Below are 15,834 nucleotides of genomic sequence, written 5' to 3' on the forward strand. Positions count from 1 at the left end.
GCGCCATGGCTGAATTTTCGCTGTCCGATCTGGAAACGATCATTGGCGAACGCGCCCGTTCCGGCGACCCGGACTCGTGGACGGCAAAACTGTTCGCCAAAGGCATCGACAAGGCGGCGCAGAAGCTTGGTGAAGAGGCAGTCGAGACCGTCATTGCCGCCGTCAAGGGCGACGAGAAAGCCCTCGTTTCCGAAAGTGCCGATCTCATATATCATTGGCTCGTCGTGCTTGGCATGGCCGGCGTTTCGCTGGGCGAGGTGCTGAAGGAGCTTGAGGGCCGCACCGGCCGTTCGGGCGTCACTGAAAAGGCATCCCGGCCGAAAGGCTGACCGCTAGAGCCGGATGATTTCGGGCCGAGGCCTTAAATCTGAATCCGTCTCTAAATTGATAGAGGGAGCATGATGTCGCCCGAAAACCGCTTCACACTTTTCGGCCTCATGCTCTAGAGGGCAGGAAACTCGATGGACCAGCTCGCTCCGACCGAGAAATATTCCCCCTATCGTTTCTTCTCGGCCGAGCAATGGTCGAACTTCCGCGCCGACACGCCGATGACGCTGGGCGAAGACGAGATCAACCGTCTGCGCTCACTGAACGATCCGGTCGACCTGGAAGAAGTCAAGCGCATCTATCTGTCGCTCTCGCGGCTGCTTTCGGCGCATGTCGAGGCCAGCCAGTTGCTGTTTCGCCAGCGCCAGGCCTTCTTCAACGCGCTGGATGTGGTCAAGACACCGTTCATCATCGGCATTGCCGGTTCGGTTGCGGTCGGCAAATCGACCACGGCGCGCGTGCTGAAGGAGCTTCTGGCGCGCTGGCCGTCGAGCCCCAAGGTCGATCTCATCACCACCGACGGTTTTCTCTTACCCAACAAGGTGTTGCGGCGCGACAATCTGATGGAGCGCAAGGGCTTTCCCGACAGCTACGATGTCGGTGCGCTGCTGCGTTTCCTCTCGGGCATCAAGTCGGCGCAGCGCAATGTCCGCGCGCCCGTCTATTCGCATTTGACCTATGACGTCATTCCCGGCGAGTTCGTCACCATCGACCGGCCAGACATTCTGATCTTCGAAGGCATCAACGTTCTGCAACCCGGCAAATTGCCGAAGGACGGCAAGATCGTGCCGTTCCTGTCGGATTTCTTCGATTTCGCCATTTATATAGATGCCGACGAGAAGCTGATCCACCAATGGTACATCGCCCGCTTCATGCGCCTGCGCGAGACGGCCTTCCGCAATCCGGACTCCTTCTTCCACCGCTATTCGCAGCTTTCGGAAGACGCCGCGCGCGCCATTGCGGAAGGCTTGTGGGCCAACATCAACCTGAAAAACCTGCGCGAGAACATCGTGCCGACACGGGCGCGGGCCGACCTCATCCTGCGCAAGGGCGCCAATCACCTGGTCGAGGATGTGGCGCTCAGGAAACTGTGACCGCCGCCGCCGGGCGGCTGCCGCCAGTCGCCGATTGCCGGGCCGGGCTTGGCATCAGGATTTCGCCGTCGGGTACCAGCTTGCGGACGGCCGCACATAGGGCGATCGTGAGCGCGACCGCCGCATAACCATCGATCGCATAGTGCCAACCAAGATAGACCGAACTCGCGACTATGAAGGCGACATACAGAAATGCGATGGCGCCCAACCGCTGGTCGTACTCCCAGGTATACACCGCATTCAGGGTGATCAAGGCGACATGAACGCTTGGAAATGCCGATATTCCCGACGCGAGTCCAGTCACACCCTCGGTCTGGAGCGTCCACAGATACTGCTGGTACACGGCGGCGGAACTCGCCGACGGGCTTTGCGCAAGAAACGAAAGCTGTTCACCGAAGCGTGGCACATCGCCGGTGACATAGCCGTAGAACGCCGGTCCGGCCGACATGAACAGCCCGGCCAGGATGTTTCCGACGACTATCCACACCACCATGAAGGACAGCACATAGCGTCTCTTCAGATGCGTGGTGCGTGGTGACGTGACCATGAAAAACAGCATGCTGTAGCAAATGATGAACCACAGCATGTCGTAGTTCCATCCGACGGATTCCCGTACCCAGTCATGCTTGCCGATAACGTAGAGCCATCGCCACGGATCAGTGCCGAAATGCAGATAGGCATCGATATCTGCCAAGGCGCGATCATAGGGGAAACCTTTCCACAGGACGGACATGCCGTTCTTGACCGAGGTGAAGGTGCTTTGGAAAATCATGATGCCCATCAACAGACATATGCCGGAAAAGAGAACCGCCATCCGCTCGGCTGAGAACATCTTGCCCGCAGCAAATTTCCGCCGACGCTCAAATCGATGCAAAAGCCAGCCGGTTTCCAGGAGAAGCGATACCGCCGGCAGCACGAAACCGAAAACCATAAGCCATATCGGCACGTAGGTCTGGTATGCGGTGCGATGGAGCGCGCCGACCCAAGCCAGAAACCCCAGCCCCGTTGCAGTGTAGATGCCAATGAACAGGTAGAGCGATGCATCCGAGCGGGCGATCGAAACCGTGCGCCATGCGGCATTTCGAATGTAGCGCCAAATCACTTCGGATTCGATTTCGAGCATGGTATCCACACCGGGAATGATGACGTTTTGGCGCAGACTAGCGGCCGAAACCTTAAATTCCGTTAGGGACTTTTCATTCGCAAGGTCAGTGGTTCAGTAAGTGCAAGATTGCACTCTCACCTCTTCAAGGCAAGGTCACCCGCCGCAGCGTCAGATTGATCCGGCCGCCATTTTTCAGCAGCGCCGAGGTCGACGGATAGATGCGGTCGACGCCGTGGAAGCAGAGCCGGCCTTCGCCGCTGAGCACGACGACGTCGCCGCTTTTCAGGCGGAACGATTTGGTACCGCCGTCGCGTGTGGCCCCCCTGCCCGTCACTTGGCCGACCCGGAACAGGCAATCGTCGCCAAGTGACACCGAGACCACTGGGGCCGAGAAATCGGCTTCGTCGCGATCCTGGTGCAGACCCATTTTGGCGTCCTGCGTATAGAAATTGACCAGGCAGGCCTCCGGCGGATTCGGATAGGCGGCAACCTCCCGCCACAATTGCAGCAGCGCGTCCGGGATCGGCGGCCATGGCTCTCCGGTGAGTGGGTGCGTTGGCTGGTAGCGATAGCCCAACTCCTTGTCAGTGACCCAGCCGAGCGTGCCGCAATTGGTCATGCGCACGCTCATCTCCTTGCCGGTCCGCGGCATCGCCGGCACGTACAGCGGCGCCCGCTGTACAATGGTCCTCACCTCTTCGACCAGCGCTTCCTGCGCCGCGCGGGACAGATAACCAGGCATGTGGCGGACGCCTTTGGGCAGAACGAGCATGACTTCGCCTCCGGTTGATACTGAAACCATGCCACCGCCAATCAGAAACGGCGACCCGAAAGCCACCGTTGTCGGCCTCCCTTTCTGTGGCAATGGTGAAACCTTGCGGCTGCGGTTCCGAAGGGGAGGCCGCTTTATGCACGCAGTCGGCGCGGTCCTTAGTCGTTCTCTACCCGGCCGCGCAGCTTTTTGATCGTGCCGCGCCCTGCCTTGCTTTGCAGCCGCCGCTCCACCGAGCCTTTCGACGGCCTGGTCTTCTTGCGCGGCGGCGGCGGCGGTTCCGCGGCCTTGGCGACCAGCGCCGTCAGCCTTGCCCGGGCATCGGCCCGGTTCTGCTCCTGGGTGCGGAAGCGGCCGGCCTCGATGACGATGACGCCGTCCTTGGTGGCGCGCTGGCCGGCGAGCTTGATCGTGCGCGCGCGCACGCGTTCGGACAGGCCAGCCGCATTGGCGGCGTCGAAGCGCAACTGGACCGCGGTCGCCACCTTGTTGACGTTCTGGCCGCCGGGACCCGACGAGCGGATGAAATCCTCGTGCAGGTCGCCCGGGTGGATTACGGCCTCGTCTGATATGATGATGTCGTCGATAGGCATGCCGCAGTCATGGCGCGGCGGACCAAAAAAGAAAAGGCCCGATCGAGACCGCGCCTTTCAAGGATGCTTCGGTGAAGATGTCTCGACTATTCCGCAGCTTCCTGCAGGCGGGGTGCTGCGCCGAGCACGACGGCATCGACATGGCTCTCGAATTTCTCGAAGTTGACGGCGAACATGCCGACCAATCGCGCTGCCTGCCGGTCATAGGCTGCCTTGTCGGCCCAGGTCGAACGCGGGTCGAGAATGGCGTTGTCGACGCCAGGCACAGCAACCGGCACCTCGAAGCCGAAATTGGCGTCGGTGCGGAAACCGGACGCCTTCAACGAACCGTCAAGCGCTGCGGCCAGCAAGGCGCGCGTCGCCTTGATCGGCATACGCTTGCCGGTGCCGTAGGCGCCGCCGGTCCAGCCGGTGTTGACCAGCCAGCAATCGGCGCCGTGGCGGGCGATCAGCTCACGCAGCAGATTGCCGTATTCCTTGGGGTGGCGCGGCATGAACGGGGCGCCGAAGCAGGTCGAGAAGGTCGCTTCCGGCTCGGTAACGCCCTTCTCGGTGCCGGCCACCTTGGCGGTGTAGCCGGAGAGGAAGTGATACATCGCCTGCGCCGGGGTCAGCCGTGCGATCGGCGGCATGATGCCGAAGGCATCGGCGGTCAGCATGATGATGTTTTTCGGGTGGCTGGCCCGTCCGCTCTTCGAGGCATTGGGGATGAAATCCAGCGGATAGGCGCAGCGCGTGTTTTCGGTGAGCCGGCCGTCGTTGAAGCCCGGCACGCGGTCGGCGTTGAGCACGACATTTTCCAGCACCGTGCCGAAACGCTGCGTGGTGGCGAAAATCTCCGGCTCGGCCTCGGCCGACAGCCGGATCGTCTTGGCGTAGCAGCCGCCTTCGAAGTTGAAGATGCCGTGCGGTCCCCAGCCGTGCTCGTCGTCGCCGATGAGCGTACGTGACGGATCGGCCGACAGCGTCGTCTTGCCCGTCCCGGAAAGCCCGAAGAAGATCGCTGCGTCGCCGCCCGGGCCCTCATTGGCCGAGCAGTGCATCGGCATGACGCCCTTTTCCGGCAGCAGATAGTTGAGCATGGTGAACACCGATTTCTTCATCTCGCCGGCATAGGAAGTGCCGCCGATGAGCACGATCTTGCGGGTGAGATCGACCGCAATCACCGTATCGGTGCGGCTGCCGTGGCGGGCCGGATCGGCGCGGAAGGACGGCAGGTCGATGATCGTCATCTCCGGCACGAAATCCTCAAGCTCGGCGGCCTGCGGGCGGATCAAAAGATTGCGGATGAACAGCGAGTGCCAGGCGAATTCGGTGATGACCCGCGTCGGCAGCTTCAGCTCGGCATCGGCGCCGCCGACGAGGTCCTGCACATAGAGATCGCTATTCGCGGCGTGGACAAGGAAATCGGCGAGCAGCATTTCGAACTGGCCCGCCGAAATCGCCTTGTTGTTGTCCCACCAGACATGGGGCTCGGTGGCGCCATCGCGGACGACAAACTTGTCCTTGGGCGAGCGGCCAGTGTGCTGGCCGGTCTCGGCAAGCAGCGCGCCGCCGGCGGTCAACCGGGCCTCGCCACGGCGGATCGCTGCCTCATAAAGGGCGGCCGCACCAAAATTATAATGCACCGTGCCGGTGGTTTTCAGGCCGATACGATCGATCGCGCAAGCAGAATTGCGTTTGCCGACTTCCGACATCAAGGGTCCCTTCTTCTGGATTCGCCGCACTTTGCCGGCGCGTTTCCGGCGAGCCCGCGTTAGGGGCTGAGACGGTGAGAACCAGAAAACCCGAATGATATCAAATCATTAATCGATTTAAAAATTTTGAAAGTTGTTTAAATCGTTTATATGTGCAAAAAATCACGGTGGTTGCCCAAAGGATTGGCACACAGTGTTCGTCCAACCCGTGTAGAGGTTCCGATGGGGCCGCCGGCAAGCCGTCCGCGACAGCGGGTGGAGCCTGTGCCACATTTTGTACCTAATTTGTCCTGCAAAAGCCCCTTCTCTAAGACAGAAGGGACAGCTCATGAGGGAGCCGCTTGAAATGGCAACAATCGCGCTTGTCGATGACGACCGCAACATTCTGACATCGGTGTCGATCGCCCTCGAGTCCGAGGGGTATCGCGTCGAGACCTACACGGATGGTGCGTCGGCGCTTGAAGGCCTGGCGGCGCGGCCGCCGAATCTCGCCATCCTCGACATCAAGATGCCGCGCATGGACGGCATGGAGCTGTTGCGCCGGATGCGGCAGAAGTCGGACCTGCCGGTGATCTTCCTGACCTCGAAGGACGATGAGATCGATGAGCTTTTCGGCCTCAAGATGGGCGCCGATGATTTCATCCGCAAACCGTTCTCGCAGCGCCTGCTGGTCGAGCGGGTGCGCGCCGTGCTGCGCCGCGCCAGCGCCCGCGAAGCTGCGGCAAAGGCGCCCAGCCAGCAGGCCCGTTCGCTGGAACGCGGGCAGCTGGTCATGGACCAGGAACGCCATACCTGCACCTGGAAGGGCGAGCCGGTGACGCTGACGGTCACCGAATTTCTCATCCTGCACTCGTTGGCGCAGCGCCCAGGCGTGGTAAAAAGCCGTGATGCGCTGATGGATTCCGCCTATGATGAGCAGGTCTATGTCGACGACCGCACCATCGATAGCCACATCAAGCGGCTGCGCAAGAAGTTCAAGGCCGTCGATGACGACTTCGAAATGATCGAAACCCTTTACGGAGTCGGATACCGGTTCCGCGAAGCTTGAGTTGATGCATGTCGCCCAAAAGTGGTCGCGGTTTTTGGGACGACGACATGCATAAAACCAAAGACTAGGCGGGAGCTGCTATTCGATGGCAGTGGATGTACAGCGGAGCAGACGAACGAGCGCTGTCAGGCGGTCGCGGATTCTGCCCGCATTCCTGTCGAGGTTGACGGTGCCGATGCGCCGCTTCCTCGGCCACCACATCTTTTCCAGCCTGACCCGGCGCATCCTGTTCCTCAACCTGGCCGGCCTCGCCGTGCTGGTCACCGGCATCCTCTATCTCAACACCTTCCGCGACGGGCTGATCGACGCCCGCGTCGAAAGCCTGATGACGCAGGGCGAGATCATCGCCGGCGCCATTGCCGCGTCGGCAACGGTCGAGACCGATTCGATCAGCATCGATCCGGAAAAACTACTCGAACTGCAGGCCGGTGAAAGCCTGGGGCCGGGCTCAGACCAGCTCGACAATCTGGATTTCCCGATCAACCCCGAGCGCGTCGCGCCGGTGCTGCGGCGGCTGATTTCGCCGACGCGCACCCGGGCCCGCATCTATGACCGCGACGCCAATCTGCTGCTCGATTCGCGCCATCTCTACTCGCGCGGCCAGATCCTGCGCTACGACCTGCCGCCGGTCGAGGACGAGCAGCCGGATATGCTGGAGCGCGTGCAGAAATTCGTCTTCGACTTCTTCCGCAACAAGGACCTGCCCGTCTACCATGAGCAGCCCGGCGGCAACGGTGCGGCCTTCCCGGAAGTGGTCAAGGCGCTGACCGGCAGTCCGTCGACGATCGTGCGGGTGAGCGAACAGGGCGAGCAGATCGTTTCGGTGGCGGTGCCGATCCAGCGCTTCCGCGCCGTCCTCGGCGTGCTGATGCTGTCGACGGAAGGCGGCGACATCGACAAGATCGTCGCCGCCGAGCGCAAGGCTATTTTGCGCGTGTTCGGCATCGCCGCCCTGGTCACCGCCATCCTGTCGATGCTGCTCGCATCCACCATCGCCAATCCGCTGCGCCGGCTATCGGCGGCGGCAGTGCGGGTGCGGCGCGGCGTCAAGAGCCGCGAGGAGATCCCCGACTTTTCCGACCGCCAGGACGAGATCGGCAATTTGTCGGTCGCGGTGCGCGACATGACCAATGCGCTCTATGCCCGCATCGAGGCGATCGAAAGCTTCGCCGCCGATGTCTCGCACGAGCTGAAGAACCCGCTGACCTCGCTGCGCAGCGCGGTGGAGACCTTGCCGCTGGCCAAGAACGACAATTCACGCGGCAGGCTGATGGAGATCATCCAGCACGATGTCCGGCGTCTCGACCGGCTGATCACCGACATTTCCGATGCCTCGCGCCTAGACGCCGAACTGGCGCGTGAGGATGCCGCCACGGTCGATTTGAAGAAATTCATCACCGATCTCGTCGCCGTGTCGCGCGAAGCGACGCGCAACAAAAAGGCTGTCGAGATCGAATTCAAGGCCGCCAAGCTGCCGCAAGGCGTCAAAGGCTATTTCGTCACCGGCCATGATCTGAGGATCGGCCAGGTCATCACCAATCTGATCGAGAATGCCCGCTCCTTCGTGCCGGAGGACCACGGCCATATCGCCATTTCCCTGGCACGCTCGGGCAAGGTCAACATCGTCACCGTCGACGACAACGGCCCCGGAATCCGCGCCGACGCCATCGACCGCATCTTCGAGCGCTTCTACACCGACCGCCCGGCCGGCGAGGCGTTCGGCCAGAATTCGGGGCTTGGCCTGTCGATATCCAGGCAGATCGTCGAAGCCCATGGCGGCACGCTGACCGCCGAGAACATCCCCGGCACCAAGCCCGGCGACATCAAGGGCGCGCGCTTCGTCGTTACGCTGCCGGCCGAAGGCTGATCGCGGCTGCGCATGCCCGATCCCACCGCGGAACCCGAGAACATCCATGCCACCGCAGTCCTGATTGGCGAGCGGGGCGTCCTGATCACCGGGCCGTCCGGCTCGGGCAAGACAACGCTGGCGCTGGCGCTCATCGACCATTTCAGCCGGCTCGGGCTGTTTGCGCGGCTGATCGGCGACGACCAGCTGTTTGTCGCGGCGCGTTTCGGGCGGCTGGTCTGCCATGCGCCCGCCAGCATTGCCGGCCTCGCAGAGGTGCCCGGACTTGGTCCGAAGCCGCTTTTGTTCCAATCTGTGGGAGTCATCGACCTTACGATCCAGCTGGTTGCCGCTAACGCTGTGGAGCGTTTCCAGGAAGAGTCGAGCGCGACCATTGCCGGCTGTGTGGTGCCGCGCATCGACCTCGTTCAGCGCAACGTCACTGCGGCTTTGCCGGCGGTAATGGCGCGGCTGGCGATTGCGCCTTTCGTATGATCCGCCGCCGGTTTTTTGCTGCAATGCGTCAAATTGGCCATGGCCGACGCAATTTTGGGCTTGTCAACGCGCCGCGCGTCGACAAGATAGCGCTCCCGCCGCCTGGGATGGCCGGCGAGCATAAAAAGCGCCTGTGAAGCGGCGATGACGGGAGCCACCATAGAATGATCGGACTCGTGCTTGTAACGCACGGTCAACTGGCCGCCGAGTTCCGCCATGCCGTGGAACATGTCGTGGGGCCACAAGACAATTTCGAAACCGTGGCAATCGGCGCCGACGACGATATGGAGCAGCGTAGGCGCGATATCGTCGACGCCGTCGGCCGCGTCGACACCGGGACCGGCGTCATCGTTCTGACCGATATGTTCGGCGGCACGCCTTCCAACCTCGCCATTTCGGTGATGGAATCCGGTCGCACCGAGGTCATCGCCGGCATGAACCTGCCGATGCTGATCAAGCTGTCGTCGATCCGCAAGGGCGACAACATGGCGACCGCGCTCGACGAGGCGCAGGCCGCGGGGCGCAAATACATCAACGTCGCAAGTCAGCTGCTGAGCAGCAAATGAACGCGCTGTCGCCCGGTGAGATCGTGCGCGAGTTCCCGATCGTCAACCAGCGCGGCCTGCATGCGCGCGCCTCGGCGAAGTTCGTCCAGGTCGCCAGCGGCTTCGACGCCACCGTCCATGTCGAGAAGGATGGTCTCAAGGTCGGCGGCACCTCGATCATGGGGCTGATGATGCTGGCGGCGAGCCCCGGTTATTCGATCCGCGTCACCGCCAGCGGCGCTGAAGCCGCAGCGGCGATGGACGCGCTGGAGCAGCTGGTCGCCTCGCGCTTCGGCGAAGAGTGCTGAAGTTTTTGCTTTGGACGCCGTTGTCCCAAAACCGCGGGATACTTTTGGGCGGCATGCATCCCCGTAAAACACATACGCGCATAAAGATTTCTTTATATCCCATTGTCGTCTTGGCGGCGATCTGCTAGTCAGGCCGGCATCCCGCGCCCTTGGACGCGCCGTGTGGCGCAGGCGCATTCTGAAGACAAATCACACCGGAGCACTGCCATGACAGGTAGCAAGGACTATGTGGTCGCCGACATCTCGCTTGCCGGCTGGGGCCGCAAGGAACTCGATATCGCCGAAACCGAAATGCCGGGCCTGATGGCCTGCCGCGAGGAATTCGGCGACAAGAAGCCGTTGAAAGGTGCGCGCATCACCGGCTCGCTGCACATGACCATCCAGACTGCGGTGCTGATCGAGACGCTGAAGGCGCTTGGCGCCGATATCCGCTGGGCCTCGTGCAACATCTTCTCGACCCAGGACCATGCGGCCGCAGCCATCGCCGAGGCCGGCATCCCGGTGTTCGCCGTCAAGGGCGAGTCGCTCGAGGAGTATTGGGACTACACCGACAGGATCTTCCAGTGGGCCGATGGCGGCCTCTCCAACATGATCCTCGACGATGGCGGCGACGCCACCATGTACATACTGATCGGCGCCCGCGCCGAGGCCGGCGAGGACGTGCTGTCCAACCCGCAGAGCGAGGAAGAGGAATACTTCTACGCCCAGGTCAAGAAGCGCCTGAAGGCCTCACCCGGCTTCTTCACCAAGCAGAAGGAAGCCATTCGCGGAGTCACCGAAGAGACGACGACGGGCGTCAACCGGCTCTACCAGCTGCAGAAGAAGGGCCTGCTGCCCTTCCCGGCGATCAACGTCAACGACTCGGTCACCAAGTCGAAGTTCGACAACAAATATGGCTGCAAGGAATCGCTGGTCGACGGCATCCGCCGCGGCACCGACACCATGATGGCCGGCAAGGTTGCGGTCGTCTGCGGCTATGGCGACGTCGGCAAGGGCTCGTCGGCTTCGCTCAAGGGCGCCGGCGCCCGCGTCAAGGTCACCGAAGTCGATCCGATCTGCGCGCTGCAAGCGGCGATGGACGGCTTTGAAGTCGTCACGCTGGAAGATGCCGCACCGACCGCCGACATCGTCATCACCACCACCGGCAACAAGGATGTCGTCACCCTCGACCACATGCGCTCGATGAAGGACATGGTGATCGTCGGCAATATCGGCCACTTCGACAATGAGATCCAGGTCGCGTCGCTGCGCAACCTGCAATGGACCAACGTCAAGCCGCAGGTCGACATGATAACCTTCCCGGACGGCAAGCGGATGATCCTGCTGTCCGAGGGGCGCCTGCTCAACCTCGGAAACGCGACCGGTCATCCGAGCTTCGTGATGTCGGCTTCGTTCACCAATCAGGTGCTGGCGCAGATCGAGCTCTACACCAAGCCCGGCCAGTACCAGAACCAGGTCTATGTGCTGCCCAAGCACCTCGACGAGAAGGTGGCGCGTCTGCATCTCGACAAGCTTGGAGCCCGCTTGACCGAACTTTCCGGCGAACAGGCCGCCTATATCGGCGTGACCCCGCAGGGTCCGTTCAAGCCGGAACACTACCGCTATTAGCCAAAGCGGCGTTTACCACTAGATATTGAAGCCGGGCGATTGACTTTTCGCCCGGCTTCTTTTTTGCGCGGATGATTCTTCACGCCGATTCCAGCACGCGCTATTGTGCTGATTCGTGGGCCGGGGACGAGGCCGGCGTACGCATCGAGAGCATGATTCGAACCGAAGGACCGCGTCAGCGAAAAGTGGGAAGCGGTTTTCGGAAAAGATCATGCCCTTTAGAAAAGAGTTAGGTCAGAAGGGCGTTTCCATCAAACGTGATCCTGATCTAGGCGGTCTTGCATTCAGGCGGCGAAGAGGACCAAGGCATGCCGGGGGAAAACCCGCCTCGCGCGGGATCGGCCGTTTCCGGCGGCCATGACGATTCCGATAGCAATGGCTCCGTCACGACAGGCGGTGGCCTGAAGAGGCGCGTTGGCGCCCGCACCGCCGGCTTTCTTGCCACCTCAGCTCTTGCCGGCCCGCTCACCTCGTTTGCCGCCCATGCCGAGCCGGCCATTGCGCAGAAGGCCGGACTGTCGGTCAGCGCGGTCGAAGTCATCCAGCTCGCCATGTTCGTCGGCGTCATGGGCGCGGCACTGGTCTCGGCCATCTTCCTGATCCGCGAAAGAGCCCGCACCTCGGCGCAGAATGTCGAACTCAGAGCCCGCATTGCCGACATCAATGCGGCGCTGCAGCGCTCCGAGGCGCTGCTCAATCTGCGTGACCAGCGCGTCATCGTCTGGGCGTCGGAGAACAAGAAGCCGGAGCTGATCGGCACGCTGCCGCTGGAAAGCGGTGCGCCGGACGACCGTGCAGCCTTCCTCGCCTTCGGCCGCTGGCTGATGCCGCGCTCGGCGGCGGCGCTCGAAAATGCCGTCGCTGGTCTGCGCGAGAAAGCGAAACCCTTTGATCTCGTGATCGAATCGCAGGCCGGGGCGCCGCTTGAAGTGCATGGCCGCAAGAGCGCCGCGCATGTGCTGGTGCGCTTCGTCTCGCTGTCGGAGACGCAGCGAAGCCAGGCCAGGCTGAAGATCGAGAACCAGCGGCTGGCCGCCGACTACGAGACGATGATCGGCCTGCTCGACGCCTTGCCGATGCCGGCCTGGCTGCGCGCCACCGACGGGCGGCTGAAATGGGTCAACCGTGCCTATGCCGGAGCGGTCGAGGCACCGAACGCCGAGACCGCGGTGCGCGAAGCCAAGGAATTCCTCGGCGCCCAAGCGCGCGAACAGATCGCCGCGCAGCACAAATCGCGCCCGATCTTCGAACAGACGCTGTCGACGGTGATCGAGGGCGACCGCCGGGTGTTCGCCGTCACCGACTTCGCCGGTGCCGACGGCTCGGCCGGTCTTGCCTGCGACACCAGCGCCACCGAAACCATTCGCGGCGAATATGAGCGCACGGTGCGCAGCCATGCCGACACGCTCGACCAGCTCAACACGGCGGTGGCGATCTTCGATGCCAACGAGAAGTTGCGCTTCTTCAACCAGGCGTTCCAGAAACTGTGGGGGCTGGACCCGGGCTTCCTGCACAGCGCGCCCGACAATGCGCTGCTGCTCGACCGGCTGCGCAGCGAAGGCAAGATCGCCGAGCAGCCGGAATGGCGGCGCTGGAAAGAAGGCCTGCTTGGCGCCTACCGCGCGGTGGAATCGCAAGAGCATTGGTGGCATCTGCCCGACGGCAAGACCATCCGCGTGGTGGCCAACCCGCAGCCGAAGGGCGGCGTGACCTGGGTGTTCGAGAACCTGACCGAGAAGATGGACCTCGAAAGCCGCTACCAGACGGCGGTGCGGGTCCAGGGCGAAACGCTCGACAATCTGGCCGAAGGCGTCGCCGTGTTCGGTCCCGATGGGCGGCTGCGCCTGTCGAACCCGGCCTTTGTCGCGCTGTGGGGACTGAGCCAGGATGTGATCAAGCCCAACGTCCATGTCTCGGCGATCCGCGATCTCAGCGACCAGCGCGCCGTCGACAGCCCGTGGGGCGGGTTCGTCGCCGCCATCACCGGTTTCGACGACGAGCGCCGCGACCGCCATGGCCAGACCGAACTGAAGAACGGCACAGTGCTCAGCTACGCCGTCATCCCGCTGCCCAACGGCCAGGTGATGATGACCTTTGTGGACGTCACCGACAGCGTCAATGTCGAGCGCGCGCTGAAGGACAAGAACGAAGCGCTGCAGAAATCCGACCAGCTGAAGAACGAGTTCGTGCAGCATGTCTCCTACGAGCTGCGCTCGCCGCTGACCAACATCATCGGCTTCACCGAGCTTCTGTCGCTGCCGGCGACCGGGCCGCTCAGCCCAAAGCAGCGCGAATATGTCGAGCATGTCGGCTCGTCATCCTCGGTGCTGCTCACCATCGTCAACGACATACTCGACCTCGCCACCGTCGACGCCGGCATCATGCAGCTCGACATTTCGGAAGTAAGCGTCGAGCGCACCATCGAGGCCGCGGCCGAACTGGTCGCCGACCGGCTGCAAGAGCATTCGATCAAGCTCCGGATCGACGCCGCTGCGGCGCCGAAGAGTTTTCACGGCGACGAGACCCGGGTTCGCCAGATCCTCTACAATCTGCTCAGCAACGCCGCCAATTACGCGCCGGAGGCGAGCACTATCACGCTTGCCTGCCGGCATTTGGAGCAAGGTGTGGAATTCTCCGTCCATGACAACGGCCCCGGCATGCCGCCGGACCTGCTCGATTCGGTGTTCCGCCGCTTCGAGCCGCGCACCAATGGCGGGCGCCGGCGCGGTGCGGGCTTAGGCCTGTCGATCGTCAAGAGCTTTGTCGAGCTGCACGGCGGCAGCGTGCGCATCGAGACCGGCAAGGACAAGGGCACCACCGTCATCTGCACCTTCCCCGATGCACCGTCGGGCATCCGCGCCGCGGCCGAGTAGCGCGCTCGATGACTGTTGTTGTGCTGGAGCGTTTTCTCGCCGACGAGGCTGCGACCGCAAGGCTCGGCGAAGACCTGGCCATGGCGCTGCGGCCGGGCGACGTGCTGGCGCTCAAGGGCGATCTCGGCGCCGGCAAGTCGACGCTGGCGCGGGCCCTGATCAGGGCGCTGGCCGATGATGCCGGCCTCGATGTGCCGAGCCCTACCTTCACCTTGGTGCAAAGCTACGACACGCGCATCCCCGTGCACCATTTCGATCTCTATCGCCTGTCCTCGGCCGGCGAGATGGACGAGCTGGGTTTCGACGAGGCGCTGCTGCAGGGCGCTGCCCTTGTCGAGTGGCCGGAACGGGCGGAGGCCGCTCTTCCGAGAACGTCGATCTGGATCGAACTCGTCCATCAGGACGAAGGACGATTGGCGAAACTATCGGGCCAAGGCGTTGCCTTCGAACGCGTGGCGCGATCGCTGGCGATGCGCGATTTCCTCAAAACGGCCGGTTGGGGCGACGCCGCGCGGCGCCATTTCGTCGGCGACGCCTCGGCGCGCTCTTACGAGATTGTTTCGCTCGCCGGCCTTGCGCCGCGCGTGCTGATGAATTCGCCAAGGCTGGTGCTGGGGCCGCCGGTGCGCGACGGCAAGCCCTATGCCGTGATCGCCCACACGGCGCAGTCGGTCACCGCTTTCGTCGCCATCGACAAGGCGCTGCTGGCGCAAGGTGTCAGTGTCCCAAAAATCCATGCCGAGGATCTCGAACGGGGCTTTCTGCTGCTGGAGCATCTGGGCTCGGAAGGTTTTCTCGACGGCAATGATGAGCCGGTGGCCGAGCGCTACGCGGCAGCGGCCGAATTGCTGGCGATGATGCATGGGAAGACCTGGCCGCAGCGCATGGAGGCCGTGCCGGGCGTCTTCCACGAGGTGCCGCCCTTCGATCGCGCCGCCATGCTGATCGAAGCCGATCTCTTGGTCGATTGGTATGTGCCGATGGTGACCGGCAGCCCGGCAAGCGAGGCTTTACGCGCCGGCTATCACAGGGAATGGAACGCGGTTCTCGATCGGCTGGACACACAGGAATACACGCTGATGCTGCGCGACTTCCATTCGCCCAACATCATCTGGCGCGGTGACCGCAAAGGCCACGACCGGCTGGGCATCGTCGATGTCCAGGACGCGCTGATGGGTCCGGCGGCCTATGACGTTGCGTCGCTGGCCATGGATGCCCGCGTCACCGTTTCGCCCGATATCGAGCAGCGGACCGTGGACGCCTATGTCGCTGCGCGCCACGCCGCCGGCGGCTTCGATGAGGACGCCTTCCGCGCGGCCTATGCGATCATGGCGGCGCAGCGCAATTCGAAGATCCTCGGCATTTTCGTGCGGCTCGAAAAGCGCGACGGCAAGCCCTATTATCTCCGACACCTGCCGCGCATCCGCGATTATCTCAGGCGGGCGCTGGCGCACCCGGCGCTGGCTCAGTTGAAGGAGTTTTACATGGCACATGGCCTGCTGGAGGAACGGCTCCCGTGACCT

The 15,834-nt window shown here is 62.9% G+C and carries 14 protein-coding genes; 10 read left to right on the plus strand and 4 right to left on the minus strand.

What is annotated here, in order from left to right; genetic code table 11:
- The first annotated feature begins 5 nt into the window (after positions 1 to 5).
- Both NKJ75_RS20665 and coaA read left to right on the plus strand, forming a co-directional pair.
- The gene (locus tag NKJ75_RS20665) at positions 6 to 329 is read left to right on the plus strand and encodes a phosphoribosyl-ATP diphosphatase (protein WP_023681408.1); all 324 of its coding nucleotides are present in this window, start codon (positions 6 to 8) and stop codon (positions 327 to 329) included.
- A gap of 132 nt (positions 330 to 461) precedes the next feature.
- Entirely contained in the window at positions 462 to 1,421 is a 960-nt protein-coding gene (coaA, locus tag NKJ75_RS20670; protein WP_352500117.1) for a type I pantothenate kinase, read from the plus strand.
- Here coaA and NKJ75_RS20675 read toward each other — a convergent pair.
- From NKJ75_RS20675 to NKJ75_RS20690, 4 genes are all read right to left on the minus strand, one after another.
- Positions 1,408 to 2,544, minus strand: a complete 1,137-nt coding sequence (locus NKJ75_RS20675) for a phosphatase PAP2 family protein (RefSeq protein ID WP_023744921.1) — start codon at positions 2,542 to 2,544, stop codon at positions 1,408 to 1,410. The two genes, coaA and NKJ75_RS20675, sit on opposite strands and share 14 nt — an antisense overlap.
- A 124-nt stretch (positions 2,545 to 2,668) precedes the next feature.
- Positions 2,669 to 3,298 carry an alpha-ketoglutarate-dependent dioxygenase AlkB gene (locus NKJ75_RS20680; protein ID WP_352500118.1) on the minus strand — a complete coding sequence of 210 codons (630 nt, stop codon included), beginning with the start codon at positions 3,296 to 3,298 and terminating at the stop codon, positions 2,669 to 2,671.
- A 158-nt stretch (positions 3,299 to 3,456) separates the two neighbouring features.
- Positions 3,457 to 3,891, minus strand: coding sequence for an alternative ribosome rescue aminoacyl-tRNA hydrolase ArfB (gene arfB / locus NKJ75_RS20685; protein WP_023672309.1), 435 nt, complete (start codon positions 3,889 to 3,891; stop codon positions 3,457 to 3,459).
- A gap of 86 nt (positions 3,892 to 3,977) precedes the next feature.
- Positions 3,978 to 5,588, minus strand: a complete 1,611-nt coding sequence (locus tag NKJ75_RS20690) for a phosphoenolpyruvate carboxykinase (RefSeq protein WP_352500119.1) — start codon at positions 5,586 to 5,588, stop codon at positions 3,978 to 3,980.
- Positions 5,589 to 5,934: 346 nt separating this feature from the next.
- On the opposite strand from NKJ75_RS20690, the gene NKJ75_RS20695 reads away from it, so the two are divergent.
- The 8 genes from NKJ75_RS20695 (at position 5,935) to tsaE (ending at position 15,831) form a co-directional block, all read left to right on the plus strand.
- Positions 5,935 to 6,636, plus strand: a complete 702-nt coding sequence (locus NKJ75_RS20695; protein WP_010912942.1) for a response regulator transcription factor — start codon at positions 5,935 to 5,937, stop codon at positions 6,634 to 6,636.
- 85 nt (positions 6,637 to 6,721) lie between these two features.
- Positions 6,722 to 8,503 (plus strand): sensor histidine kinase, encoded by a 1,782-nt coding sequence (locus tag NKJ75_RS20700; RefSeq protein WP_023672307.1) that lies wholly within the window; start codon positions 6,722 to 6,724, stop codon positions 8,501 to 8,503.
- A 12-nt stretch (positions 8,504 to 8,515) separates the two neighbouring features.
- On the plus strand, positions 8,516 to 8,977 hold the full coding sequence (locus tag NKJ75_RS20705) for an HPr kinase/phosphorylase (protein WP_023687429.1): 462 nt from the start codon (positions 8,516 to 8,518) through the stop codon (positions 8,975 to 8,977).
- A 164-nt stretch (positions 8,978 to 9,141) separates the two neighbouring features.
- Positions 9,142 to 9,543 carry a PTS sugar transporter subunit IIA gene (locus NKJ75_RS20710; protein WP_023672304.1) on the plus strand — a complete coding sequence of 134 codons (402 nt, stop codon included), beginning with the start codon at positions 9,142 to 9,144 and terminating at the stop codon, positions 9,541 to 9,543.
- On the plus strand, positions 9,540 to 9,830 hold the full coding sequence (locus NKJ75_RS20715) for an HPr family phosphocarrier protein (protein WP_023672303.1): 291 nt from the start codon (positions 9,540 to 9,542) through the stop codon (positions 9,828 to 9,830). The genes NKJ75_RS20710 and NKJ75_RS20715 overlap by 4 nt, the downstream gene beginning before the upstream one ends.
- Before the next feature lie 207 nt (positions 9,831 to 10,037).
- The gene (ahcY, locus tag NKJ75_RS20720) at positions 10,038 to 11,438 is read left to right on the plus strand and encodes an adenosylhomocysteinase (RefSeq protein WP_023681401.1); all 1,401 of its coding nucleotides are present in this window, start codon (positions 10,038 to 10,040) and stop codon (positions 11,436 to 11,438) included.
- 308 nt (positions 11,439 to 11,746) lie between these two features.
- Complete coding sequence (locus NKJ75_RS20725; RefSeq protein ID WP_023672300.1) at positions 11,747 to 14,311, plus strand: sensor histidine kinase; 2,565 nt, start codon at positions 11,747 to 11,749, stop codon at positions 14,309 to 14,311.
- A gap of 8 nt (positions 14,312 to 14,319) precedes the next feature.
- Positions 14,320 to 15,831: a tRNA (adenosine(37)-N6)-threonylcarbamoyltransferase complex ATPase subunit type 1 TsaE gene (gene tsaE, locus NKJ75_RS20730; protein ID WP_023672299.1), complete on the plus strand. Its 1,512-nt coding sequence runs from the start codon at positions 14,320 to 14,322 to the stop codon at positions 15,829 to 15,831.
- Positions 15,832 to 15,834: the final 3 nt, after the last annotated feature.

Origin of the sequence: Mesorhizobium sp. M0058 (assembly GCF_040323095.1) — a bacterium.
Classification (GTDB): Bacteria; Pseudomonadota; Alphaproteobacteria; order Rhizobiales; family Rhizobiaceae; genus Mesorhizobium.

What these genes read in the sequence shown, in the direction of transcription:
- NKJ75_RS20665 (WP_023681408.1), top strand. Translation starts at nt 6, where the DNA reads ATGGCTGAATTTTCGCTGTCCGATCTGGAAACGATCATTGGCGAACGC.
- coaA (WP_352500117.1), top strand. Translation starts at nt 462, where the DNA reads ATGGACCAGCTCGCTCCGACCGAGAAATATTCCCCCTATCGTTTCTTC.
- NKJ75_RS20675 (WP_023744921.1), bottom strand. Translation starts at nt 2,544, where the DNA reads ATGCTCGAAATCGAATCCGAAGTGATTTGGCGCTACATTCGAAATGCC.
- NKJ75_RS20680 (WP_352500118.1), bottom strand. Translation starts at nt 3,298, where the DNA reads ATGCTCGTTCTGCCCAAAGGCGTCCGCCACATGCCTGGTTATCTGTCC.
- arfB (WP_023672309.1), bottom strand. Translation starts at nt 3,891, where the DNA reads ATGCCTATCGACGACATCATCATATCAGACGAGGCCGTAATCCACCCG.
- NKJ75_RS20690 (WP_352500119.1), bottom strand. Translation starts at nt 5,588, where the DNA reads ATGTCGGAAGTCGGCAAACGCAATTCTGCTTGCGCGATCGATCGTATC.
- NKJ75_RS20695 (WP_010912942.1), top strand. Translation starts at nt 5,935, where the DNA reads ATGGCAACAATCGCGCTTGTCGATGACGACCGCAACATTCTGACATCG.
- NKJ75_RS20700 (WP_023672307.1), top strand. Translation starts at nt 6,722, where the DNA reads ATGGCAGTGGATGTACAGCGGAGCAGACGAACGAGCGCTGTCAGGCGG.
- NKJ75_RS20705 (WP_023687429.1), top strand. Translation starts at nt 8,516, where the DNA reads ATGCCCGATCCCACCGCGGAACCCGAGAACATCCATGCCACCGCAGTC.
- NKJ75_RS20710 (WP_023672304.1), top strand. Translation starts at nt 9,142, where the DNA reads ATGATCGGACTCGTGCTTGTAACGCACGGTCAACTGGCCGCCGAGTTC.
- NKJ75_RS20715 (WP_023672303.1), top strand. Translation starts at nt 9,540, where the DNA reads ATGAACGCGCTGTCGCCCGGTGAGATCGTGCGCGAGTTCCCGATCGTC.
- ahcY (WP_023681401.1), top strand. Translation starts at nt 10,038, where the DNA reads ATGACAGGTAGCAAGGACTATGTGGTCGCCGACATCTCGCTTGCCGGC.
- NKJ75_RS20725 (WP_023672300.1), top strand. Translation starts at nt 11,747, where the DNA reads ATGCCGGGGGAAAACCCGCCTCGCGCGGGATCGGCCGTTTCCGGCGGC.
- tsaE (WP_023672299.1), top strand. Translation starts at nt 14,320, where the DNA reads ATGACTGTTGTTGTGCTGGAGCGTTTTCTCGCCGACGAGGCTGCGACC.